Below are 23,846 nucleotides of genomic sequence, written 5' to 3'. Positions count from 1 at the left end.
AGCGAACCGATCCTATGGTGGACGGAATCCAAGTCAAGAAGAACACCAAATCCGCAGGGTCCGCGGGGAGCGGTGGATCAAGGTGGGGTGCATGGCCGGCGGGGGGACCGCCGGATCCAGCCGGAGGTCCGGCAGGTGGCGGGTGAACAGCTCGAGCGTGAGGCGCAGTTGTTCACGGGCCAGCCGGGAGCCGGGGCAGCCGTGCGGGCCGTGGCCGAAGGCGAGGTGCCGGCGGCCGGCGCCGCGGCGGATGTCGAAGCGGTCGGCCCGTTCGTACCGGTCCTCGTCCCGGTTGGCGGAACCGTACGCGACCAACACAGCGGCTCCGGCGGGGAGTTCGGTGCCGGCGAGCGTCACCGGCCGGGTGGTGACACGGCGGAAGGCCTGGATGGCGGAGTCGTAGCGGGCGGCCTCCTCCACCGCGGCCGGTATCAGCGCCGGGTCGGCGCACAGCAGCTCCCACTGCGGCCGGTCGCGCAGCAGGTGCAGCAGGGTGGTGCCGATCATCGCGCTGGTGGTGAGGAATCCCGCGATCAGGAAGTTCTGCAGGCTCGCCACCAGTTCGTGGCGCTGTTCCAGGGTGAGTTCGGCCTCGCCGGGGGCGAGGGCGGCCACCATGGCCGAGCACAGGTCGTCCCGGGGAGCGGTGCGCCGGTCCCGGACGTACCCGTCCAGCAGGTGCTGGAGTGCGACCACGTCCGCGGCGGCCAAGGCCTGCTCCGCCGGCGGCATCGGCTTGAACAGCAGCTCCTCGGCCCGGTACCCGCCGTGGACCGCGGCGGGTACGTCCGCCGGGTCCAGGCCGATCAGCCGGCCCACCACCTGCCCGGGCAGCCGGCGGGCGTACGCCCCCATCAGCTCCGCGGATCCGTCCGCCGCGATGCGGTCCACCAACTCCCGTGCACACTCCCAGGCGTACGGCAGCAGGGCCGCCACCCGGGCCGCGGACAGCCCGCGGTTCAGCGCGGACCGGTGCCGCAGGTGCTCCGCGCCGTCCGTGGTGACCACCGTGGGACGCGGGCCGAAACCCCGCGGCAGGACGCCGAGTGCCGCCTCCGAGAGCACCACGTCCGGTAACAGGGCGTTGACGGAGGAGAAGTCGTCCGCGCGCCGCAGCACCTCCCGTACGTCCCGGTCCCGGGCCACCAGCCACGCGTCGAACTCGGGGACGTACGTCAGCCCCGGCGCCCGGCGGGCGCGGGCGTAGAGCGGGTACGGGTCGAGGTACAGCTCCTCGCGCCTCGCCTGGTCGTGCCACGCCACAGGGGCCTCCGGGGTCGCGGTCGGCAGCGGCCATGATGCCTGAGCCCCGCCGCGCCCGGGAAGGGCGCCTCTCCCGCGGTCGGGCGTTTCGGGCGCCGGGAGCCGGGCAGCCGCCACGGAGGGGGCGAGCCGTGAGGTGGTGACGATGACCTGGTCGCAGGAGCGTGAAGGAGCCGCGCGAAACATGCGCGACAAGGCCCAGAAGCTGGAACAGGAGGCGGTGCACGCCACGGACCCGGCCGAACACGACCGGCTGATGGACAAGGCGCGGCGGATCCGGGAGAAGAGCGAGCGGGTGAACGGACCGGGCGCGGGAACCATGGATCCCATGTGAACGACCCGGCCGGCCGGGTGCGCCGGTTCAGGGGGTTATGACCCCATGAAGCCGCTGCACTCGGTGCGGTCGTTCCCTTGCGAGACGGTGTACTTCGCGTTCTCCACGTTCAGCATCACGAACCCGCCGTCGTCGCCCATCCGGAACTGTCCGCCGGCCGCGGTCGGCGAGGACAGGAACGAGGAGACGCCCGGCTGGAACCCGCCGCCCGAAAGGTGAACCTTTCCGTTGTCGAGGACGCCGGAGATGGAACACGTGGCAAGGGGGGCGGCCACCGCGGCGGAGCCTCCTGCGAAGGCGGCGGGGGCGAGGGCGAGCGTGCCGGCCACCAGGGGGGTGAACAGGGTGAGGCGTGTACGTCGGTTCATCGTTCTTCCTCCCACAAGGTCCCTTTCATCGTCACTCGCCCCACTTGGCGTGTCGAACGCGAACCGTCCCTTCCCCGCCACGCGCAAGCCTTCAACGAGAAAATTCTTGATGACGTACTAAGCTGGCGGGTTGTTTGGCGCTGGAACGGAACAACCCGGGCACACCTGGGCTCCCCCGGCGACCCGGACATGTCCGGGAACGAGACGCGAGGGCCGATGTCAGCCACACCTGAGCGCGGTGAACCCACTCTGCTCGACGACGAGGACCCGCAGCTCCACGAAGACCCCGAGCCGGGCAAATCCGCCCGGTTCTCCGCCGGGCCCGCCGCCCCCACGCGCACCCTCGTCGACGTCTTCGAGGCCTCCGTACGGGCGTACCCCGACGAGCTCGCCCTGGACGACGGCACCGCCCGGCTGACCTACCGGGCGCTGGCCGCCGAGGTCGACCGCAGGCGGCGGGCCCTGGCCGCCGCCGGGGTGGGGCTCGGCGACCGGGTCGGCGTACGGGTGCCGTCCGGGACCAACGAGCTGTACGCGGACATCCTCGCCGTGCTCGCGGCGGGGGCCGCCTACGTGCCGGTGGACGCCGAGGACCCGGACGAGCGGGCCGAGCTGGTGTTCGCCGAGGCCGGGGTGCGGGCGGTGCTGGGCGCCGGACAGCGCATCGACACCACCGCCACCACCGCCGCCGACGGAACCGGCGCCCCCGCCGTCCGGCCCGGCCCCGAGCACGACGCCTGGATCATCTTCACCTCCGGCTCCACCGGTAAGCCCAAGGGCGTCGCCGTCAGCCACCGCAGCGCCGCCGCCTTCGTGGACGCCGAAGCCGCGCTCTTCCTCACCGAGGAGCCCATCGGACCCGGCGACCGGGTCATGGCCGGCCTGTCCGTCGCCTTCGACGCCTCCTGCGAGGAGATGTGGCTGGCCTGGCGCTACGGCGCCTGCCTGGTGCCCGTACCCCGCTCCCAGGTGCGCAGCGGTGCCGACCTCGGCCCCTGGCTGGTGGAGCAGGAGATCACCGTGGTCTCCACCGTGCCGACCCTGGCCGCCCTCTGGGAGCCCGAGACCCTCAACGAGGTCCGGCTGCTGATCTTCGGCGGCGAGGCCTGCCCGCCCGAGCTCACCCAGCGCCTGGTCACCGAGGGCCGCGAGGTCTGGAACACGTACGGCCCCACCGAGGCCACCGTGGTCGCCTGCGCCTCCCTGCTGACCGGGGAGGAACCGATCCGGATCGGCCTCCCGCTGAACGGCTGGGAACTGGCCGTGGTCGACGAGTCCGGCGAACCGGTGCCCATGGGCGGCAGCGGCCAGCTCGTGATCGGCGGCGTCGGCCTGGCCCGCTACCTCGACCCCGAGAAGGACGCCGAGAAGTACGCCCCGCTGGAATCCCTCGGCTGGCAGCGGGCCTACCGCAGCGGCGACCTGGTCCGTGCCGAGCCGGAGGGGCTGGTCTTCCTCGGCCGCGGCGACGAGCAGATCAAGCTCGGCGGTCGCCGGATCGAGCTGGGCGAGGTGGACGCCGCGCTCCAGGCCCTGCCCTGTGTGGCCGGCGCGGCAGCCGCCGTCCGCACCGCCCGCAGCGGCAACCAGCTGCTCGTCGGCTACCTGGTCACCCAGGAGGGCTGGGACCACGCGGCGGCCGTCGAACGGCTGCGCGCCGAACTGCCCGCCGCCCTCGTCCCGCTGCTCGCACCGGTCGAGGAACTGCCGACCCGCACCTCCGGCAAGGTCGACCGGGACGCACTGCCCTGGCCGCTGCCCGAACTGGAGACCACCGGCCCGGCCGAGCAGCTGTACGGCACCGAGGCCTGGCTCGCCGAGCAGTGGAGCGAGACCCTCGGCGTGACCGTCGCCGGTGCCACCGACGACTTCTTCGCCATCGGCGGCAACAGCCTCGCCGCCGCCCAGCTCACCACCCGGCTGCGCACCCGCTACCCGAGCGCCGCCGTCCTCGACATCTACCAGCAGCCCACCCTGCGCAAGCTCGCCCGGCGGCTGGAGAAGTCCGTCCAGGACGACGGCGCGGCCCGGACCGTCGCCCCGGTACCGCTCCGGACCAAGGTGCTGCAGTGCCTCCTGCTGCTCCCGCTGTTCACCCTGGTCGGCCTGCGCTGGACGGTGGCGCTGCTGGCCCTGGGCAACGTCCTGCACTGGTTCGGGCCCTACCCGTGGGCGCCGACTGCCTCGTGGTGGGCGGTCGCCGCCGGCGCCGTGCTGCTCTACAGCCCGCCGGGCCGGCTGGCGATCGCGGCCGGCGGCGCCCGCCTGCTGTTGCGCGGGGTGAGCGCAGGACGCCACCCGCGCGGCGGAAGCGTGCACCTGCGGCTGTGGACGGCCGAACGGCTCGCCGAGTACGTCGGCGCGACCTCGCTCACCGGTTCCTGGCTGGAGCGCTACGCCCGGGCGCTGGGCGCCAAGGTCGGCCCCGAGGTGGACCTGCACTCGCTGCCCCCGGTCACGGGCATGCTCAAGCTCGGCCGCGGCTGCGCCGTGGAGTCCGAGGTGGACCTCTGCGGGCACTGGCTGGACGGGGACCGGCTCGTCATCGGCCCGGTCAAGGTCGGTGCGGGGGCGGTGGTCGGCACCCGCAGCATCCTCTTCCCCGGTGCGCGGGTCGGCAAGCGGGCCGAGGTGGCACCCGGCTCCGCCGTGGTCGGCCAGATCCCGACCGGCCAGCGCTGGGCCGGAGCGCCCGCCGGCAAGCTCGGCAGGGCCAAGCACAACTGGCCCAAGGAGCGCCCGCCGCGCGCGGTCCACTGGCGGGCCATATACGGGGCGACCGGCTTCTGCCTGACGGCCCTGCCCGTGCTCGCCACCCTGCCCGCCCTCCTGGTGGCCAGCCGGTTCGTACCCGCCGGCGCCGGGCTCGCCGAGGCCCTGCGCGGGGCGCTGATCGCCGTGGTGCCCGGGGCGCTCGCCTTCGGGTTCGCGTACGCGCTGCTGCTGCTGGTCTCGGTACGTCTGCTCAGCCTCGGGCTGCGGACCGGAAGCCATCCCACCCACAGCCGGGTCGGCTGGCAGGCCTGGACGGTCACCCAGCTGATGGACCTGTCCCGGCAGACGCTGTTCCCGCTGTACGCCGGGCTGATCACCCCCGTGTGGCTGCGGCTGCTCGGTATGAAGATCGGCCGGGGTGCGGAGGTGTCCACCGTGCTCGCGCTGCCGAGCCTCACCACCGTCGGCGAAGGGGCCTTCCTCGCCGACGACACCCTGACAGCCCCCTATGAACTGGGGGGCGGCTGGATGCGGATCGGACACTCCGAGATCGGCCGCCGGGCCTTCCTCGGCAACTCCGGAATGACCGCTCCGGGTCGCAGCGTGCCGGACGACGGGCTGGTCGGCGTCCTGTCCGCCACCCCGAAGAAGGCCAAGAAGGGCAGCTCCTACCTGGGCCTGCCGCCGGTCCGGCTGCCGCGGTCCGCCGCGGACGCCGATCAGAGCCGGACGTACGAGCCGCCCGCGCACCTGCTGTGGGCGCGCGGCCTGGTGGAGCTGTGCCGGCTCGTCCCGGTGTTCTGCTCGGCCGCGTTGGCCGTACTGACCGTGGCGGCGCTCTGCGCACTGAGCACCACGGGCGGGCCGGGCATCTGGGCGACGGCACTGCTGTCCGGAGCGGTCCTGCTCGCCGCCGGTGCCCTCGCGTGCGTGGTCGCGGTGGCTGCGAAGTGGCTGCTGGTGGGCCGGCACCGGGCGGGGGAGCACCCGCTGTGGAGCGGCTTCGTGTGGCGCAACGAGCTGGCCGACACCTTCGTCGAGGTCCTGGCCGTGCCGTGGCTGGTCGGATCGGTGCCCGGTACGCCCGCCATGACCCTGTGGCTGCGCGGACTGGGGGCCCGGATCGGCCGGGGCGTGTGGTGCGAGAGCTACTGGCTGCCCGAGACGGACCTGGTGGTGCTGGGCGATGCGGTCAGCGTGAACCGCGGCTGCGTGGTGCAGACACACCTCTTCCACGACCGGATCTTGCGGACGGATACTGTGGTCCTCCGCGAGGGCGCCACCCTGGGCCCGGGCGGAATCGTCCTGCCCGGAAGCACGGTCGGAGCCCGCAGCACACTGGGCCCCGCCTCCCTTGTGATGGCCGGGGAATCCGTCCCCGCCGACACCCGCTGGCTGGGCAATCCGATCGAGGCGTGGCGGTCCTGAAAGGGCCACGGCGTACGAGCACAGTGCAGGGAGCGGAAACGACAGTGACCGGCGAGAAGACCGCGGTATCGGACCCGTACTTTCCGGCCAACGGCGACCCCCGTTACCGCGTGCACCGGTACGAACTCGCGCTGGAATACCGTCCCGGCCCCAACCGGCTGGCCGGGACGGCCCGGCTGAGCGCGATCGCCGGGCGGGCCCCGCTCACCGAGTTCCACCTCAACCTGGCCGAGTTCAAGACGGGCCGGGTCCTGGTCAACGGCCGGGCGCCGCAATACACCCACCGCGGCGGCAAGCTCCGCATCCGGCCGGCCAAGCCGCTGCCGGCCGGCGCCGCCTTCACCGTGGAGGTGCACTGGTCAGGCAACCCCAAGCCGGTGCGCAGCCCCTGGGGCGGCCTCGGCTGGGAGGAACTGACCGACGGGGCGCTGGTGGCCAGCCAGCCGGTCGGCGCACCCTCCTGGTACCCGTGCAACGACCGGCCCGCCGACAAGGCCTCGTACCACATCTCGGTCAACACCCCGTCCCCCTACACGGTGGTGGCCGGCGGCCGGCTGCTCACCCGGACGACCAGGGCCAGCACCACCACCTGGGTGTACGAGCAGCCCGCGCCGACCTCCAGCTATCTGGTCGGCCTGGCCATCGGCATGTTCCAGACGGTGCTGCTCGGCGACCCCGGGCTCGGTGGCGTTCCGCAGACCGCCCATGTGCCGCCGCACCTGCTGGCGCGGTTCTCCCGCGACTTCGCCCGGCAGCCCGCCATGATGCAGCTGTTCGAGGAGCTGTTCGGGCCCTATCCCTTCGGCGAGTACACCGTGGTCGTCGCCGACGAGGAGCTGGACGTCCCGGTGGAGGCCCAGGGCCTCTCCCTGTTCGGCACCAACCATGTGGACGGCGCACGCGGTTCGGAGCGCCTGATCGCCCACGAGCTCGCCCACCAGTGGTTCGGCAACAGCGTGAGCATCGCCGACTGGCGGCACATCTGGCTGAACGAAGGATTCGCCAAGTACGCGGAGTGGCTCTGGTCGGAGCGCTCCGGCGGCCGGACCGCGCACGCACAGGCAGCCGCGGCACACCGGCTGCTGGCCTCGCAGCCGCAGGACCTGCGGCTGGTCGACCCGGGCCGCAAGCTGATGTTCGACGACCGCCTCTACCAGCGCGGCGGCCTCGCCATGCACGCGTTCCGCTGCGCCCTCGGCGATGACGCGTTCTTCCGCATGCTGCGCGACTGGGCCACCGTGCACCGCAACGGGGTGGTGACCACCTTCGCCTTCACCACCCACCTGTCCCGCTACGCCGCCGAGCCGCTGGACGACCTGCTCTCGGCCTGGCTGTACGAGCCGTCCCTCCCGCCGCTGCCGGCGCCGCCCAAGCCGCCCGCGCCGCCCGCCCTGCCGTCGATACCCGCGAGGCCCGGCTACCCGCCAGGGTCTAGTCTGCGTGGGTGAGCCTTCATATCGTCATGGGATTCGGGCCCGCCGGTGCGGCCACTGCTCGGCTGCTGGCCGAACAGGGCCATTCGGTAAGGGTTGTCACCAGGTCGGGCCGGAGTCCGGAGCCCGGGATCGAGCATGTCGCGCTGGACGCGGCCGACAGCGGGCGGCTGACCGCAGCCGCGCAGGGCGCGGCGGCCATCCACCAGTGCGCGGCCCCGCCCTACCACCGCTGGGCGGCCGACTGGCCGCCGCTGGCCTCGTCGGTCTGTGCCGCGGCCGAGGCGACCGGCGCCGTACTGGTCCTGCTGGGGAACCTCTACGGCTACGGTCCGGTGGACGGCCCCATGACCGAGGAACTGCCGCTCGCGGCGACCGGCCCCAAGGGGCGGGTGCGCGCTGCCGTGTGGGAGCAGGCGCGGAAGCTGCACGAGCAGGGCCGGATCAAGGCCGTCGAGGTGCGGGCCTCGGACTTCTTCGGACCCGGGGTGACCGAGGGCGGCCATCTGGCCGCGCGGGTGCTGCCGCGGCTGCTGCGCGGCAAGCCGGTGTCCACGCTCGGGGATCCGGACACCCCGCACAGCTGGACCTATCTCCCCGATGTGGCCCGGGCCCTGGCCGAGGTCGCGGGCGAGGAGCGGGCCTGGGGGCGCGCCTGGCACGTCCCGACGGGGCCCGCGCTGTCCACCCGCGAGATGGTCGACCGGCTTGCGGCCCAGGCGGGAACGCGGCCGGTTCCGGTGCGCAGGCTGCCCTCGGCGGTGCTGGGCGTCGCCTCGCTCTTCTCCCCGCTGATCCGCGAGCTGAAGGAGGTCCGCTACCAGTTCGACCGCCCCTTCGTGATCGATTCGAGCGCGTACGAGGCCGCGTTCGCGGTGCGGGCCACCCCTCTCGAGGAGCAGCTCCGGGCGACGGTGGAGTGGTGGCGACCGCGGGTGCGCGGGCTCGCCTGACTCAGATCAGGGTGCGTTCGATCCGGTTGAGCAGGGCGCTCTTTCCGGGGTCCGGAGCCGCGTCGTGCCGCTGTCCGGTTGCGTTGCCCATCCGCTGCGCGAGCAGGTAGGCGATGATCTCCGCTTCCTGTTCCTGGACGTCGTCGTAGGTCGCGCGCAGGAGCATGTCGCGTACGAGATCGGGGTCGAGGTCGGGGAAGAGGAGGCGGGAGGCCGCCTCGTCCAGCCCGCCCGCACCGCGATGGCAGCAGATGATGTGCCCCAGCTCATGCAAGATGATGTGCTCCTGATGCGCGCCGGTGGTGTTGGCGTCGTAGAAGATCAGGTCTTCGTCGCGTGCGGCGACCCACATGCCGCACGGATGGGACGCGGGCATCGGCAGCGGGACCAGCGTGATCGGACGGTCGCGCACCTCACCGAGGTGGTGGCAGAGCCCGTCCACATCGGTCACCTTCGGCAGGTCGAGTTCGGCGATCCGCCGGGCGCCGGCCTTCCGGAGCTTCTTGAGCCGGATGCGGCGGTCGTGATCGGCCGACCGGTCCTTCCAGGGGGCCTTCATGCGGGGTCGGTGGTGTCGGTGACGGGGGGCAGGCCCTGCATCTGCCGGTACTGGTCCATGATGGCCGTGATGGCCTGGAGGTTCTCTTTCTTCATGCCGGCCGCGCGCATGGCCACGGCGCGGACCCCGGACTGCCGCAGTGCCTCGATGGCGGCGACCTGGCCGAGCACCGATTCGGCGACCTGGTCGTCGAAGAAGTAGGCGACCGAGACCCCGAAGAAGCGGGCGAGGCCGGCCAGCAGGTCGGGGGAGGGGTTGGAGCGTTTCCCCGTCCGCAGCTGCGACAGGTACACGCCGCCGACCTTGAGCTCGGGGTTGGCCCGCTTGAGCTCCTCCGCCACTTCGGCGTTGGTCCAGTGCCTGCCCTTGGGGCGGACCGTCTTGAACAGGTCGTCGAGGCGCACTGCGAGCAGCGGCCGGTCGTCGGCGGCCTCGTTCTCGGCCCCGTTCTCGGTCTCGGTCATGGTGAAACTTCCTCCCGTCACCTCCCCGGCATAGCTCTTGGCTATACCGCAGTCTCACAGATTAGCGGTCAGTTGACAATCGAGCCGGACTCCGCCAACGTTGGGTCTCGCCGACAGTTGTCAGCCACGTGGCTCAAGGGGGTCGCCGGGCTGACCGTCGGCGATGTCGGACTGGCCCGGCCCTCGGGGGATGGGCCGGGCCAGCCCGGCGCGGGAGTCTTCCGTCCGGTTTGACGGGGGATGCAAACCGGGTGGGAGCCCTCAACTCGCGGTGCCGAGCTTACTGCAGGCGGCTGCGACTTGGGTGAGCCAGGCAACCTCCGCCGTGAATTTATTGGTGTCGCGGTCGTCACCCCGCGTCCTGTACCTCGACCGGGTCAACCGAAACGTTGATCGGTATCGTGAGGCACCCCGGGTTCCTGCGCAGGGAGTCAACGCCCGGTTCAAGGACGGATGGTGTTCTGTGGAGGGATCCACCGTGTGCGTCATCGGTGCGGGCCTGTCGGGGCTGGCGACCGCACACGCACTCGCGGCCAGGGGTATCGAGTTCGTCTGCCTGGAGAAGGCACCGGACGTCGGAGGGCTGTGGCGCCAGCCGGGGGCCGGCGAGGACGGCCCGGCCTACCTGTCGCTGCATCTGAACACTGCCAAACAGCTCACCGGCTACACCGCCTTCCCGATGCCGTCCGAGCTGCCCCTCTATCCCCACCACAGCGATATCGCCGCCTATCTGCGGTCCTTCGCCGAGTGGGCCGGGCTGCTGCCCCGCATCGAACTGCGGACCGAAGTGCTCTCCGTACGGCAGGGCGGCGACGGCATCTGGACGGTCACCAGCCGGGACGCGCGGGGCGAGGTGACGGAGCGGCGGTTCGCCCAGGTCATCGTGGCTTCGGGCCACAACACGGAGCCGGCGCTGCCGAAGCCGCTGCCGCCCGGCTCCGACTCCTTCGCCGGAACGATTCTCCATTCGATGGACTACCGCGACGGCAGCGATTTCGCCGGACAGCGGGTCATCGTCGTGGGGATGGGCGCGTCGGGGGTGGACATCGCCGTGGACCTCTCCCGGCACGCCGCGCAGACCGTGCTGTCCGTCCGCCGGGGGCTGCACGTCATGCCCAAGCAGCTCTTCGGGATGTCCGTGGATCTGATTGCCGATGCGCCCTGGTTGAACGAAATGCCCTTCCCGGAGCAGCAGCGCTTCGTCGAGCAGGCGCTGCTCGTGGCGCGGGGGAGGATGTCGGACTACGGCCTGCCCGAGCCCGACCACCCGGTCCTGGCCTCGGCCATGACGATCTCGGACGAGATCCTCAGTCGGATACGGCACGGCGGGGTGATCCCGAAGCCCGCGATCGAATCCCTGGACGGCAGCACGGTGTCCTTCGCCGACGGGACGTCGGCGGAGGCGGACGCGATCGTCTACTGCACCGGATTCCGCATGGACTTCCCGTTCCTGCCCGCCGGGTGTCCGGCGGGGCCGCGGCAGCAGGCGGTGACCTTGTACAAGCGCGTGGTCGATGCCGACCGGCCCGGTCTGTACTTCGTCGGTCTGATCCGGCCGATGGGCTCGATCACGCGCCTGGTGGAGGCCCAGTCGCAGTGGGTGGCGCGGATCGTCGAGGGCGAGGTCACCCTGCCGTCCGCGGACATCATGCGCGAGGAGATCGGCACGTACCTGAGCGGTATCGAGGCGCGCTACGGGCGGACGGAGGGGGCTTCCATCCAGGTGGACGTCGGCCCCTACCTGCGGGAGCTGCGGGAGTTGCAGGACGCGTAGGGCTCGGGCTCGGGGGCCGTCAGCTCATGCCGATGACGGCCTCCGGCAGCGGCGGCCTGACCGCGTACGCCTCCGAGGAGATGTACGCGTTCATCCGCGGCGGCCGGCCCTGCTGGTGGACGAGCCCCAGGTAGGCGATGAGCCCGACCCCGTCCTGCAGCTGCCGCGAGGTGACGGCGGACAGGGACCGGACGAGCGGCGCGGGGTCCATGCCGTGGCGGCGCAGCACGGCCACCGCCCGGTCGAGGGCCTCCCCGTCGTGACGGGCGTAGTCGCGGACCGGGATGTGCAGGGTGAACCCGCTGGGCAGGCCGGTCCGGCTCTCGGTGAAGGCGTGGCAGCTCAGGCCCGGCCGCCGGTCGAGCGGTACGTCCGGGTACTCGATGCCGTCGGCGTCGTGCCCGGCCGCCGTGCGGAAGAACTGCTTGATCTCCGTCTGCGCCGGGCCGCCGGCCACCCGGGACAGTCCGGCCGCCTCCGCTGCCGACAGGTCCTGGTGGACGACGTAGACCTTCACCCGGGGCTCTTCCCAGTCACCCAGGTCCAGGGCGAAGAACAGATGGCGGTCGCCCTCGGGCAGCGCGGCGAACGCCCGGCGGTGGCCGAGCCGGCGCAGTGCCTCGCGCACCGTAGCGGCGGAACGTTTCTGCCCGCGCGCCGCGGGGTTCAGGTACACCTTGGCCTTGGGGACCCCGCCGGGGAGCAGCTCCAGGGCGCACCACAGGGCCAGCGGGCCCTCGGGGTCGGGCGGGAAGAAAAGGTCCTCGAGATCGTCCAGCTGTGTGGTGCCGAACCCCCATCGCCGCGCCATCTCGCGGACGGCACGCAGTCCGACGCGCCCGTTCTCCGCCAGGCTGCCGGCGCCGTACCCGGGCTCCAGCAGCACCCGCAGCGTCGGGTCCGCATCCGGGACGAAGGCGAGCGAGAACTCCACCGGCGTGTGGTCGTCGGAGAGGAAGGAGGGCTCGGGCGGCAGATCGAGCGGCCGATCGGCAGCGGGGCCCAGCACGGTGAGCAGCGTTTGTGCATACTCCACGGAGTCGGCCCCGCTCAACCCCACGGCCTCGCCCAGTCGCAGGACCTGTCTCGCCGCGTGACCGCCGAGCGATTCCGTCCTGCGCCTGAGCGCCCAAGAAGATACCCGCCCGGATGGGCGGGTATCGAGGGGGCCCGGCTCGTTGGGGTGTTGCATGAAAACGGCGTCGGCGGATATGTGGTCCACGAACACCTCCTTGGCCTCATCAGCAGCTGGGAACAATGCGTTCCTCACTACCCCTGAGGCAGAAGTTCATGCAGGGACGGGGGAGCCGGGGCGAGTTACCTTGATCACTTCGTTAGCCAGTTGAGGAACTGGCTCCACTTTCCGGTGCGTTCGCGCCTGTTGTCCCCATGGCCGGGCTCGGCCGCCTCGGTACGCGCCTGGGACACGGGCCGGCGTGCGGTCTCGACCGGCGTGAACCGGGCAGGCAGCGTGTTGAGGCCCCGGTGGAACGGGCCGGGACGCCAGACGAGGCTGTCCTCGGGCACGGCGAGCTCGACGTCGGGGAGCTGGTTGAGAAGGTTCTCGACGGCGGTGACGGTGATCTGCCGGGCGGGATCCTTCGACGGGCAGGCGTGCGGGCCTGCGCTCCAGGCCAGATGGGCCCGGTTGCTGCCGGCCTGGCGCGCCGCCATCAGCGTCGGCCCGGTGTTGGCGGCCGTCAGACCGACCAGCATGAGCTCGCCCGCCTGCACGTGCTGCCCGGCGAACTCCATGTCGGCCGCGGGATAGTGCGGCGCGAAGTTCTGCATGGGCGGGTTCTCCCACAACGTGTCGTCGAGGGCCTCGTCGATCAGACCGCCCTTGTGGGCGTACACGTCGTGGGTGAGCAGCCGGTGCAGGGTGTTGCCGATGAGGTTGCGCAGCGGCTCGGTGCCCGCGCCCAGGAGCAGGGCGAGCTGATGGACCATCTCCTCATCCGTCAGCCTCGCCTGGTGCTGCATCAGCCAGGAGGTCACGTCGTCGCCCGGCCGTGCCCGCTTGAGCGCCACCAGCTCGCCGACGGCTCCGAACAGCACCTCGGCCGCCTTTTCGGCGTTGACGCCGTCGAACAGGCCGGTGGTGCCGAACAGCACCCGGTCACCGACCTCGGCGGGGCAGCCGAAGAGCTCGTTGAACACGAACAGCGGCAGCTGCTTGGCGTAGTCGCCGAGCAGGTCGGCGGAGCCGCGTGAACCGAACTGGGCGATGAGGTAGTTGGAGATCTGCTCGGTGCTCTGCGCCAGCCGGCGCGTGTCGACGCGGGCCATGCTGTCCGTGACCGCCTGGCGCAGCCTCAGGTGTTCGGCGCCGTCGCTGAACATGCAGTTGGGCCGGTACGCCAGCATGGGCACGACCGGGTTGTCCGGGCTGATCCGGCCTTCGTTGAGGTCCCGCCAGCGGCGCGCGTCCTTGCGGAAGGAGCCGGAGTCCTGGAGGAGTTGCAGCGCCGTCGCGTAATCGGTGACGAGGGTGGCGTCCACCCCCGGAGCGATCTCCACGGGCGCGGTCGGGCCGAAGTGCCGCAGATAGGCGTAGTACGCCTGCGGGTCGGCCGCGAACTCCGGACCGTACAGGGGTACCCGGCCGCCGGCGTCGTGGGCAGGGCACCCGGGTGGGGGAACGGGGGCGGTGGGCTGAGCGTGCATGTTGTTTCTGCTCCTAGTGAGCGCGGTACAGCAGATGTCGGACGAGTGTGATCAGGGCGTCGGCGGACGATTTCTCGTCGCGCGCATCGCAGGTGACGACCGGGGTGTCGTCGAGCAGGTCCAGCGCCTCGCGCAGCGCCCGTTCCGTTCGGTCCGGCGTGCCGTCGAAGTGGTTGACGGCGATCGCGTAGTCGAGGCCGTAGTGCTCGATCAGGTCGATCACGGCGAAGGAGTCCGCCAGCCGCTCGGGGTCGACCAGCACCAGCGCGCCGAGCGCGCCGCGCGCCATGTCCTCCCACATCTGCACGAAACGCTGTTGACCGGGCGTGCCGAACAGGTACAGCACGACACGGTCGCTGATGGTCAGACGGCCGAAGTCCATGGCCACCGTGGTGGTGGTCTTGCTCCGGACCCCCTTGAGGTCGTCGAAGGACTCGCCGGCGCGGGTCATCGTCTCCTCGGTCTTCAGCGGAGGGATCTCCGATATCGCACCGATGAAGGTGGTCTTGCCCACGGCGAAGTGACCGACGACGAGGATCTTCACCGCGGTCTGGGTCGCTCCGCCTCGGACGTACGCCTGCTCACCCAAACTTGGCGCGGAGTCCATTCAGTACCTCCTCGAGGATGTGTCGGTCCGTGAGCGTGGCGCGCTGCACGGGAGGGCGGGTGATGAGGTAGCCGCCTTCGGTGAGGGCGGAGAGGAGGATCTTCACCACACCCATGGGCAGGTGCGTGTGCCCCGCGATCTCGGCGACCGAGAGGTAGCCGGCGGTGCACAGCTCCAGCAGGTTCTGCTCCTCGGGAGACAGCTGGGTGGGACGCTGCTGCTCGTCGCCTGCCGCGGTGACCAGGGTGATCAGGGACAGCTGCGCCTCGTCGGGCAGGCCGCGCCCCTTGGTGATGACATACGGACGAACTAAATCCGCGGCCTCGGGCTCCAGTTCACCGAAACCGGTCATGAGTGGGCGCCGAGGTTCTCGCGCGGCGGCGTCGTCAGGGCCTTGCCCAGCTGGCCGACGAGCTGCTGCATGCGGAACGTGATGTCCTGCATGTCGACGTCCGGCGAGGCGGAAACACCGAGGTACGCGCCCTTACCGGCGGAGATCAGGAAGACCCAGCCACCGTCGAACTCGACCAGGGTCTGGCGCCACTGCAGGTTGCCTCCGTCGACGAAGAAGCTCAGCGAGCGGCTGAGCGACTGCACACCGCTCATCGCGGCGGCGACGGTGTCCGCGTTGTCCTTGCCGAAGTCCCTCGTCCGGGCCATCAGCAGGCCGTCGGCGGAGACCAGGACCGCATGCAGCGCCCCGGGAATCTCCAAGGCGCTGTCAAGCATCCATGACAGATCGTCGTTCACGAGATCTCATGCCCTTCGCTGCTCGCATCACGTGTGCTGCTCGATTGATCCGCCGCGTCCGAGCGGGTGGCCCGTCCGTATTGTGTGCCCCGCTGGAAGGCCCCCATGATCGCCGCGGTTTCGGCGCCGGAGCGCGTCGCGGTGGTGGTGTCCGGCGTGCTGCCGGGCACGATGACCATCGGCCGCTTGCGGCGGCGCTGCGGCAGGCCGTCGATGGTGGCGGGCGTGGCCGCCGAGGGTTCGGGGCCCCACTGGTCCGGCCCGGAGGCGCCGGGGACAGCGGAGACGGCGGAGTTGACGGGGTGTGCCGGCGCCGGGGCCTGCTTCTCCGGCATGCCGGTCAGAAGCTCGTGCGGCAGGAGGAGGACCGCGCGGACGCCTCCGTACGGCGAGCTGGTGTCCACGGACACCTCGAAGCCGAAGCGCTCGCAGAGCACGCCGATCACCGCGAATCCGAACTGCGGGGGGCTGCCGAGTCCGGAAACTCCGGAGACCCGCTCCGTCGACAGGAGCTTTTCCGCCCTGGCCCGCTCCTCGTCGTTCATTCCGACACCGGCATCGTCGACAACGATGCAAATACCCTTGGGTACGGTACGGATATTGATTTCGACCACGGTGTCCGGGCTGGAATAGCTGGTGGCATTGTCGAGCAGCTCGGCGAGAGTCAGTGCCACCGGCTCGACGGCACGGCTGTTGATACCGAAGTCGACCTGTGAAAGGATTTCCACCCGCCGGAAGTGCCGGATCCGGCCCTGTGCGCTGCGGACCACGTCATAAACCGAGGCGACGTCGCGCTGTCGCCCCAGCCAGCCGTCGCACAACACGGCGATGGACTGCGCGCGGCGTCCGAACTGGGAGTTCGTGTGGTCGATCTCCAGGAGATCCTGGAGAATGACGGACTCGCCGTACTTGCGCTGCAGTCCGGAGATGACCGACTGCTGTTCGGCGGCAAGTCCCTGAAGCGTCCGCATCGCGGACTTGAGGACCGTTTTCGTCGCAGCCTGGGCCTGCTCCTTTTCCGCTTCCACCGATTTCGAGAAACTATTCTCCAGCTCGGTGTAGTGGGATGTGATCTCCTCGATCTCGAGCAGTTGAACCCGGCTCGCCTTGTGCTGGCGAACAATGACGGCAACTGCGCCGATGAAGGCGGCGAGGAGGACCCAGAGCACTGGGTTCTGTATGTAATGCGTCATAAGACTCTCTTCAGGCGACTGACGGTCATCCGTACCCGCAAGTACGATGATCGTATCACTGGGCGTGAACAGGTGACCAATCGTCAGCATGCCGCAGTCCGGTGGGCATTGACCGTCATTCGGCCGTCTTCACAGGGCGTTAATGAGTGAGGGGTATGTGTCCGATAAGCGCAGTTCTATGGCTTTCGAGGCTGGGGGTGTCCGGGCGGGCCGCACATGTGCAAGGAGTTCGCGCGACATTTCTCGGATGGCTTGGAATTGCTCTGTGGGGGCCGGTGGCCCCCACGGCGGTCCGGGTGGACCGGACCGGGGTGTCGGCGGGTGCCGTTAGGCTTCTCCAATGGCCCTTCCGGATGCGTCCCCCGAGATCTCCGATGCTCTGCGGGTGCTCCACCGCGTCTTCGGTTACGACTCCTTCCGCGGCGAGCAGCAGCAGATCATCGAGCAGATCGTGGGCGGCGGCGACGCCCTCGTCCTGATGCCGACCGGTGGCGGCAAATCGCTCTGCTACCAGATCCCGGCGCTCGTCAGAGAAGGCACGGGCGTCGTGATCTCGCCGCTCATCGCACTGATGCAGGACCAGGTGGACGCCCTCACCGCCCTCGGGGTGCGGGCCGGATTCCTGAACTCGACGCAGGACCCGTACCAGCGGCAGGCCGTCGAGCAGGCGTTCCTCGCCGACGAGCTCGACCTGCTCTACCTGGCGCCCGAGCGGCTGCGCACCGAGAGCGCCCAGCGGCTGCTCGACCGGGGCAAGGTGTCGCTCTTCGCGATCGACGAGGCGCACTGTGTCGCCCAGTGGGGCCACGACTTCCGGCCCGACTACCTCGCGCTGTCCATGCTGTACGAGCGCTGGCCCAAGGTGCCGCGGATCGCGCTGACCGCGACGGCCACCGAGGCCACCCACGCCGAGATCGCGGCGCGGCTGGGCCTGGGGGAGGCCCGGCACTTCGTCGCCAGCTTCGACCGGCCGAACATCCAGTACCGCATCGTGCCGAAGAACAACCCGCTCAAGCAGCTGCTGGAGCTGATCCGGGCCGAGCACGACGGGGACGCCGGAGTCGTGTACTGCCTCTCGCGGGCCTCGGTGGAGAAGACCGCCGCCTTCCTGGTGGAGCAGGGCATCGACGCCGTGGCGTACCACGCCGGAATGGACGCCCGGACGCGTGCCGCGAACCAGGCGCGCTTCCTGCGGGAGGACGGGGTCGTGGTGGTGGCCACGATCGCCTTCGGCATGGGCATCGACAAGCCGGACGTGCGCTTCGTGGCGCACCTCGACCTGCCGAAGTCGGTCGAGGGCTACTACCAGGAGACCGGCCGCGCGGGCCGCGACGGCGAGCCGGCCACGGCCTGGCTGGCGTACGGCCTGCAGGACGTGGTCCAGCAGCGCAAGCTCATCGACGGCTCCGAGGGCGACGAGGCGCACAGACGCTCCCTGGGGATGCACCTGGACGCCATGCTCGCGCTGTGCGAGACGGTCGACTGCCGCCGGACGCGGCTGCTGGAGTACTTCGGGCAGTCGGGCGAGCCGTGCGGCAACTGCGATACCTGCCTGACCCCGGCCGAGTCCTGGGACGGGACGGTCGCCGCGCAGAAACTGCTGTCCACGGTGTGGCGGCTGGCCAAGGAACGGCGTCAGAAGTTCGGCGCCGGCCAGATCATCGACATCCTGCAGGGCAAGAAGACCGCCAAGGTCATCCAGTTCGACCACGACGCCCTCTCGGTGTTCGGCGTCGGGTCGGACCTGGGCACCGCCGAGTGGCGCGGGGTGGTACGCCAGCTGCTGGCGCTGCGGCTGCTGGCCGTGGAGGGCGACTACGGGACGCTGGTGCTGACCGACGGCAGCGGTGAGGTGCTGGGCGGGCGCCGCAGCGTCACGATGCGCAAGGAGAAGGCGCCCGCCGGCCCGGCCCGCAAGGAATCGGGGTCCCGCTCCGGGAAGGGTGCCCGGGTCCCGGTCGACCTTCCGGCGGCTGCCGTACCGGTCTTCGAGGCGCTGCGCAGCTGGCGGGCCGCGACGGCACGCGAGCAGGGCGTACCGGCGTACGTCGTCTTCCACGATGCGACGCTGCGCGAGATCGCGACGCGCCTCCCGGCCACCGTGGAAGAGCTGGGCACGATCGGCGGGGTCGGCGAGGCCAAGCTCGCCAAGTACGCCGAGGGTGTCCTCGACACCCTGGCCCAGGACACCCTGGCCCAGTCCCACGCCACGGTGCCCGCCCCCGCCGCCGCGCCCCCGGCCGAGTCCCTCCCGGCGCGCGCCACACCCGCACCGGCGGACGCGCCCGCGGCGCCGTACGACGAAGAGCCGCCCTTCGACGAGGACGAGATCGACCCGCCCTGGGACGACTGGGAGTAGCCGGACCGGCCGGGGCGGCGGGCGCACCCGCCGCCCCGGCCGGCCGTTCTCGGATCACCGGGTGCCGGCCGCCCGGTACGCCGTCGTCAGCTTCGCCACTGCGCCCCGCAGGTCACCGGTGAGCAGCAGGTGGTCCGCCTCCGCGAAGGGCTTCGCCGCCGCCGCGGTGGGATGGGGGCCGAGCTGCTGCTGGACGATCGCGCGGGCCCGGCCCGCCAGCACCCGGCCCGCCTCCGAACGGCCGCCGCCCGCCTGGTCCAGGACCGCCGCCGCGGCGGCCAGCGCCCGCAGGGCGTCCTCGCCGCCGGCCGGCGGCGCGCCGAGGGTGGTCAGGCCCCAGCCGTACGGGAACTGCGGATCGTACGCCGCGTCACCGACATTGACCGGCAGCTGCTCCTGGGAGCGCGGCCAGGTCACCGGGAGCTGCCCGGTGAACGGGCGCCTGCCGTACAGCACGTCGGCGACGCCGTCGCCCTCCGTGCCCGGCAGCCAGGAGGCGACCAGCGCCCCCATCCGGTCCAGCCGGTCGCCGATGAGCTGCGGACGCCCGGAGACGACCAGCACTGCGCACCTCATCGCGGCGCACACCCGGTCGACCGCCGCCTTGTCGGCCGCCGACAACTCCAGGTCGTGGCCGTTGCCGACATCGCCGACGCCTTCCGCGTACGGGGTCTCCCCGACGACCACCACCCCCACATCGTGGCCGGCCGGCGGAGCGGAGGCGTCCTCGGACCAGGTGATGGCACCCGGGGCCGCCGCCTTCCGCATCGCCTCCAGGATCGTCGTCCCCTCGGTGATGTCCCCGGACGAGCCCTGCCAGGTGACGGTCCAGCCGCCCGCCTGGTTGCCGAGGTCATCGGCGTTGGACCCGGCGACGTACACCTTCTGCGAGGGCTTGAGCGGGAGCAGCCCGCCCTCGTTCTTCAGCAGCACCTGGGACTTCGCCACCGCCTCGCGGGCCACCGCCCGGTGCTCCGCCGAGCCGACGCGGGCGAGCCCCGACGTGTCCGCGTACGGCTTCTCGAACAGTCCGAGCCGGAACTTCTGCTCCAGGATCCGGGACACCGCGTCATCGATCCGGGTCATCGGGATGCGGCCGGCCGCGACCTCCGCGACGAGCGTTGCACGGAACTCGGGGTACGCGGTCGGCACCATGATCATGTCGAGACCGGCGTTCACCGAGGTCCGCACATCACTCGGGTAGTCGCCCGGGATCTGGTCGATGGCCTGCCAGTCGCTGATCACGAAACCCCTGAAGCCCATCCGGTCCTTCAGGACGCCGTTGATCAGCTCCGCGTTGGCGTGCATCTTCACCGGGCCGGCGGCGTCGCCGATGATGTCGACCGAGGAGTAGGACGGCATGACCGTGCCCACCCCGCGCCGGACCGCCTCCCGGAACGGCGCCAGGTGCACCGCCTCCAGCTCCTGCCGGGTCACCCGGGTGATTCCCTGGTCGATCGTGTAGGAGCCGGTGGCGGACGAGCCGAACTCGGTGCCGCCGTCGCCCGCGTAGTGCTTGGCGGTGGCCAGCACCTTGTCGCTGCGGTGAAGATCCTTGCCGTTCGGCGCGCCCTGCATGCCGGGGATGACCGTCTCCATCGCGGTGACCAGCGCCGGGTCCTCGCCGAAGGCCTCGTACGACCGTCCCCAGCGCTCGTCGCGCGTCACGCACAGGCAGGGCGCGAAGTCCCACGGGATGCCGGTGGCCCGGACCTCGGCGGCGGTGACGGCGCCGGTCCGCTCGGCGAGCGCGGGGTCGCGGGTCGCACCCAGCCCGATGTTGTGGGGCATGATCGTGGACCCGATGACGTTGTTGTGGCCGTGGACGGCGTCCACGCCGTAGATCAGCGGGATCTGCAGGCGTGCCGCGCGGGTGCGCAGCTGGTAGCCGTCGATCATCTTGGCCCATGCCGCTGGGGTGTTGGGCGTCGGGACGGAGCCGCCGCCGGAGAGCAGCGAGCCGAGCGCGTACGCCGCGATGTCCCCCGGGGCCTTGAGCGCGTTGCGCTCGGCCTGGGTCATCTGGCCGGCCTTCTCCTCCGGCGTCATCCGGCCGAGCAGGTCGGCCACCCGCTTCTGCACCGGCAGCCGGTGGTCCAGGTACGGCAGCCCGTGCGCATCGATGACCACCTGCGGGTCCTCGGCGGGTGGCCGCGCCCCGGTCACCGTCAGGGCGAGCGGTACCGTCTCGGCGGTCTCGCCGTCGCGGTCCCGGTCCGTGATGACGGTGACCTTGCGGGAGGTGCCGGAGGGGGTGCCGGCGGGGAAGGTGAGGGTGCCGGTCACCGGCCGGTAGTCGGCGCCGGGGCTGGCGGTGCCGCCGCGGGTGGCGTAGGCGACGGTCACCGGCTCGGCCAGGGGCACGGAGCCGGTGGTCGCCACGGAGATCCGGATGTCGGCCGTGCCGCCTTCCTTCACAGGGTGAACGGCGGCATCGGTGAGGACCCTGGTCTGTACGACCGGGTCGGCGGCGCCGTACAGCTCGACCGCGTCCATCTGGAACTCGCCCGGCCGGCCGGGCGGGAGGGTGAGGGCGTAGCCCCACATCTCGCGCAGGCCGAGCACCTGGTCGATGCCGCCGACCGGCTGGTAGTCGGTGCGGTACTCGAACTGCGAGAACGGCAGCTCGACGAGGTGCCAGCCCTCCCAGTCGTCGGTGAAGGAGGTCGTCCACAGCTCGGACGCCTCGCCGTTGGCGCCGCCGTCCTTGATTTCGAAGTGCACGCGCGGGCCGGAACCGGGCGGCAGCGGCGCCGTGTTCCGCCCGTACCACCAGAACCGGATGCCCTTGCGGGCAGTCCAGTCCTGGGCGGGCCGGTCGAAGGCGAAGTCGTGGCTGAAGCCGCCCCACCCGCTGATGTCGTACGAGCCGTGCAGCACCTTCGCGCCCTCGGGCGCGTCGGCGCGTTCCGCCAGGACGAGCCGGGGCGGGTCGTCGGCGTCGCTGCCCCAGGGGAAGATCCCCTCGGCGGGCGGGCCGGCGAACGGAATCTCACCCTCGAAGCGGTCGACGGCGGCCGGGGGAGGGTCCGCCGCGACGGCGGCGGGGGACGCCAGGGCCGCGCCGAGGGGGAGCAGGGCGGCGAGCAGGCTCGCGGTGGCGAGCAGGGCGGATCTGGTCCAGGGGCGTGCCGTGTTCACGAGATGCCTCCGAGGTCTATACCACCGGACGGGACACCGCGTGAGTCAACTGATACGGCCGCATGTCGTCAAGACTTCGCGACAGGAGTGGCCCGAAGTCGCCCTCCGTGGCAGAGGAAACGTTTCTCCGTTCAGTGGTTGAACGCGGGGGCGGAGGCCTGGACCTGGACCGGACCCGCTCAGCCGCGCTCGCGCCCCGTCCGCAGCACGGTGCCCCGGCGTTCGAACTCCATCAGAGCCTCGACGCTCGTCGCGGCCGGCGAACCGATCTCCCGCTCCAGGATCCACAGGGCCCCGTCGATCCCGGAGCTGATGCCGCCCGCGCACACCAGGTTGCCGTCGTCGACCACGCGGACGGTGCGTACGTCGGCGCCCTGGTCCTTCAGGTACTGCTGGGCGCGGTGGTGCGTGGTGCAGGGGCGGCGCCCGATCAGGCCGGCCGCGTGCAGGACGACCACGCCGGTGCATACGCCCAGCAGGGTCAGGGACGGGCGTTCGGCGCGGCGCAGTTCGCGGGTGAGGACACCCTTCTGGATCTCGGCCCAGACACCCGGCGCCTGCTTGTTCTTGAAGCCGCCGCCGGGGACGACGATCACGTCAGCCGCCCCGGGGTCCCAGGCGCCGGGCACGGCGATGTCGGTGCCGAAGCTCGCGGTGACCCGCCCGGGCTGCCCGCTCGTGACGAGCAGGGGGCGTACGGGATGCCCCATGGCAGCCGCTGCCGCGAACACCTCCAGCGGGCCGAACACGTCGAGTTCCTCGGCGCCGTCGAACAGGACGATGTGGACCCGGAGCGGATTGTGCGCGGTTCGCCCGCGCGATCCGGCTGCAGGTGCGACCGCCGGTGCGACCGCGGCCGTGGCCGCAGCCCCCGGGCTTGCCGCGGCGAAGGCGGCTCCCGCGCCCGCCGCTGCCATCAGTGCGTTCCGACGGTTGAACTCCACCATGCCACCAGTCTCCGTCCATCGCGTCCGGACCGCTGCCGCTCAGCGGCCCTGCGAGGAGTTGGTCGCGGGCCCACGTGCCGGAGTTCCCTGCTACTTGTTCTCCACTTGACCCACCGGCACGCTCTGGGACAGCACACGGGTGGCGTTCGCTTCGGCCTCGCGCTCGAACCGGTCGGACGGATCGCTCACCCGCAGTCCGTTGCCGTGGTCCGTGCCGGCCACCGGTCCTGAACGCTGCTGGATGACGTGGGTCAGCTCGTGGGCGAGCGTGTGCTTGTCCGCGCCGCCCTCTCCGATGACCACGTTGCTGCCCGAGGTGTAGGCGCGCGCGCCCAGCTCGGCCGCGGATGCCTTCGCGGCGCTGCCGGTGTGGATGCGGACATCGGAGAAGTCGGCGCCGAGCCGTGCTTCCATGTCGGTCCGGGTGGCGTCGTCCAGGGGACGGCCGTTCCCGCTCAGGACACCGTGGACGGCGGAGCGCTGTACGGGGGCCTGCACGGGGGGCTGTTCCGCCGGGTGACCGCAGCCGGCGCCGTGCTGGTGCCGGTCCTGCCCCCAGGAGTGTCCGGCCTGGCGGAGCATCTGGACGACGGCGGCGTTTCCGGCGGTGCCCTGTAGCCCCTGGAGCGGCGTGCCGGTTCCGGACGTCGCGGGGCGGTGGTTCCGGGTGCGGCCGTGTCCGGCGTTGGCGTCCTTGTTTTTGTCCTTGTCCTTGTCGGAAGCGTGCATGGGCGGGCCTTCCTCGGGTGGCGGTTCGGCCCACTTTTACGTGCCGTGTCGCGACGGGTCCAGGTGCGCAGGGGCAGTGTGCGGTGTCCGCACGGGCAGAGCGCGCGCCGGTAGGGGCGTAAGCCTTCCGTAAGCGGTGGATGCCTACCGGGCCGGAGCGCC

Annotated in this window: 18 protein-coding genes and 1 pseudogene; 6 read left to right on the top strand and 13 right to left on the bottom strand. The window is 71.5% G+C overall.

Annotated elements, in window-relative coordinates; genetic code table 11:
- Positions 1 to 33: 33 nt before the first annotated feature.
- Complete coding sequence (locus tag ABT123_RS02225; RefSeq protein WP_351308464.1) at positions 34 to 1,263, bottom strand: cytochrome P450; 1,230 nt, start codon at positions 1,261 to 1,263, stop codon at positions 34 to 36.
- Positions 1,264 to 1,408: 145 nt separating this feature from the next.
- Between ABT123_RS02225 and ABT123_RS02220 the strand changes: the two genes are divergently transcribed.
- Positions 1,409 to 1,597: a DUF6381 family protein gene (locus ABT123_RS02220; protein WP_351308461.1), complete on the top strand. Its 189-nt coding sequence runs from the start codon at positions 1,409 to 1,411 to the stop codon at positions 1,595 to 1,597.
- 35 nt (positions 1,598 to 1,632) lie between these two features.
- On the opposite strand, the gene ABT123_RS02215 is transcribed toward ABT123_RS02220, so the two are convergent.
- Positions 1,633 to 1,965, bottom strand: coding sequence for a hypothetical protein (locus ABT123_RS02215; RefSeq protein WP_351308458.1), 333 nt, complete (start codon positions 1,963 to 1,965; stop codon positions 1,633 to 1,635).
- Positions 1,966 to 2,181: 216 nt separating this feature from the next.
- Between ABT123_RS02215 and ABT123_RS02210 the strand changes: the two genes are divergently transcribed.
- From ABT123_RS02210 to ABT123_RS02200, 3 genes are read left to right on the top strand one after another with little or no spacing between them, the layout of a single operon-like run.
- Positions 2,182 to 6,108, top strand: coding sequence for a Pls/PosA family non-ribosomal peptide synthetase (locus tag ABT123_RS02210; RefSeq protein ID WP_351308455.1), 3,927 nt, complete (start codon positions 2,182 to 2,184; stop codon positions 6,106 to 6,108).
- 44 nt (positions 6,109 to 6,152) lie between these two features.
- Positions 6,153 to 7,556 (top strand): M1 family metallopeptidase, encoded by a 1,404-nt coding sequence (locus tag ABT123_RS02205; protein ID WP_351308453.1) that lies wholly within the window; start codon positions 6,153 to 6,155, stop codon positions 7,554 to 7,556.
- On the top strand, positions 7,553 to 8,494 hold the full coding sequence (locus ABT123_RS02200) for an NAD-dependent epimerase/dehydratase family protein (protein ID WP_351308450.1): 942 nt from the start codon (positions 7,553 to 7,555) through the stop codon (positions 8,492 to 8,494). The genes ABT123_RS02205 and ABT123_RS02200 overlap by 4 nt, the downstream gene beginning before the upstream one ends.
- A 1-nt stretch (position 8,495) precedes the next feature.
- On the opposite strand, the gene ABT123_RS02195 is transcribed toward ABT123_RS02200, so the two are convergent.
- Both ABT123_RS02195 and ABT123_RS02190 read right to left on the bottom strand, forming a co-directional pair.
- A complete protein-coding gene (locus ABT123_RS02195; protein WP_351308447.1) occupies positions 8,496 to 9,053 on the bottom strand; it encodes a toxin in 558 nt (185 codons plus the stop codon).
- A complete protein-coding gene (locus ABT123_RS02190; RefSeq protein ID WP_351308444.1) occupies positions 9,050 to 9,517 on the bottom strand; it encodes a helix-turn-helix domain-containing protein in 468 nt (155 codons plus the stop codon). Before ABT123_RS02190 ends, ABT123_RS02195 begins: the two co-directional genes overlap by 4 nt.
- A 463-nt stretch (positions 9,518 to 9,980) precedes the next feature.
- Here ABT123_RS02190 and ABT123_RS02185 point away from each other — a divergent pair, with 463 nt between their 5' ends.
- A complete protein-coding gene (locus ABT123_RS02185) occupies positions 9,981 to 11,291 on the top strand; it encodes a flavin-containing monooxygenase (protein WP_351308441.1) in 1,311 nt (436 codons plus the stop codon).
- Between the two features lie 19 nt (positions 11,292 to 11,310).
- On the opposite strand, the gene ABT123_RS02180 is transcribed toward ABT123_RS02185, so the two are convergent.
- From ABT123_RS02180 to ABT123_RS02155, 6 genes are all read right to left on the bottom strand, one after another.
- A complete protein-coding gene (locus tag ABT123_RS02180; protein WP_351308438.1) occupies positions 11,311 to 12,327 on the bottom strand; it encodes a tryptophan dimethylallyltransferase family protein in 1,017 nt (338 codons plus the stop codon).
- A 290-nt stretch (positions 12,328 to 12,617) separates the two neighbouring features.
- Positions 12,618 to 13,958: a cytochrome P450 gene (locus ABT123_RS02175; RefSeq protein ID WP_351308435.1), complete on the bottom strand. Its 1,341-nt coding sequence runs from the start codon at positions 13,956 to 13,958 to the stop codon at positions 12,618 to 12,620.
- A gap of 13 nt (positions 13,959 to 13,971) precedes the next feature.
- Entirely contained in the window at positions 13,972 to 14,565 is a 594-nt protein-coding gene (locus ABT123_RS02170) for a GTP-binding protein (protein WP_351308432.1), read from the bottom strand.
- The gene (locus ABT123_RS02165; protein ID WP_351308429.1) at positions 14,540 to 14,917 is read right to left on the bottom strand and encodes a DUF742 domain-containing protein; all 378 of its coding nucleotides are present in this window, start codon (positions 14,915 to 14,917) and stop codon (positions 14,540 to 14,542) included. The genes ABT123_RS02170 and ABT123_RS02165 overlap by 26 nt, the downstream gene beginning before the upstream one ends.
- Positions 14,914 to 15,315 carry a roadblock/LC7 domain-containing protein gene (locus ABT123_RS02160; protein WP_351308426.1) on the bottom strand — a complete coding sequence of 134 codons (402 nt, stop codon included), beginning with the start codon at positions 15,313 to 15,315 and terminating at the stop codon, positions 14,914 to 14,916. Before ABT123_RS02160 ends, ABT123_RS02165 begins: the two co-directional genes overlap by 4 nt.
- Positions 15,312 to 16,508 (bottom strand): ATP-binding protein, encoded by a 1,197-nt coding sequence (locus ABT123_RS02155; protein ID WP_351309008.1) that lies wholly within the window; start codon positions 16,506 to 16,508, stop codon positions 15,312 to 15,314. The genes ABT123_RS02160 and ABT123_RS02155 overlap by 4 nt, the downstream gene beginning before the upstream one ends.
- Positions 16,509 to 16,848: 340 nt before the next feature.
- Between ABT123_RS02155 and recQ the strand changes: the two genes are divergently transcribed.
- A complete protein-coding gene (recQ, locus tag ABT123_RS02150; protein WP_351308424.1) occupies positions 16,849 to 18,867 on the top strand; it encodes a DNA helicase RecQ in 2,019 nt (672 codons plus the stop codon).
- 54 nt (positions 18,868 to 18,921) lie between these two features.
- Here the strand turns inward: recQ and ABT123_RS02145 are convergent, their stop codons facing one another.
- The 3 genes and pseudogenes from ABT123_RS02145 to ABT123_RS02135 all read right to left on the bottom strand — a co-directional run.
- The gene (locus tag ABT123_RS02145; protein WP_351308421.1) at positions 18,922 to 22,008 is read right to left on the bottom strand and encodes a glycoside hydrolase family 3 protein; all 3,087 of its coding nucleotides are present in this window, start codon (positions 22,006 to 22,008) and stop codon (positions 18,922 to 18,924) included.
- A 179-nt stretch (positions 22,009 to 22,187) separates the two neighbouring features.
- Positions 22,188 to 22,955, bottom strand: coding sequence for a DJ-1/PfpI family protein (locus ABT123_RS02140; RefSeq protein WP_351308419.1), 768 nt, complete (start codon positions 22,953 to 22,955; stop codon positions 22,188 to 22,190).
- Positions 22,956 to 23,063: 108 nt separating this feature from the next.
- Positions 23,064 to 23,684 (bottom strand): annotated as a pseudogene (locus tag ABT123_RS02135) (eCIS core domain-containing protein); the annotation flags it as partial.
- Between the last annotated feature and the right edge of the window lie 162 nt (positions 23,685 to 23,846).

Origin of the sequence: Streptomyces sp. NPDC002054 (assembly GCF_040296685.1) — a bacterium.
In the GTDB taxonomy this organism is placed as follows: Bacteria; Actinomycetota; Actinomycetes; order Streptomycetales; family Streptomycetaceae; genus Streptomyces.
Note: the sequence above shows the minus strand (reverse complement) of the source record. Positions and strands in the feature narration are given on the sequence as shown.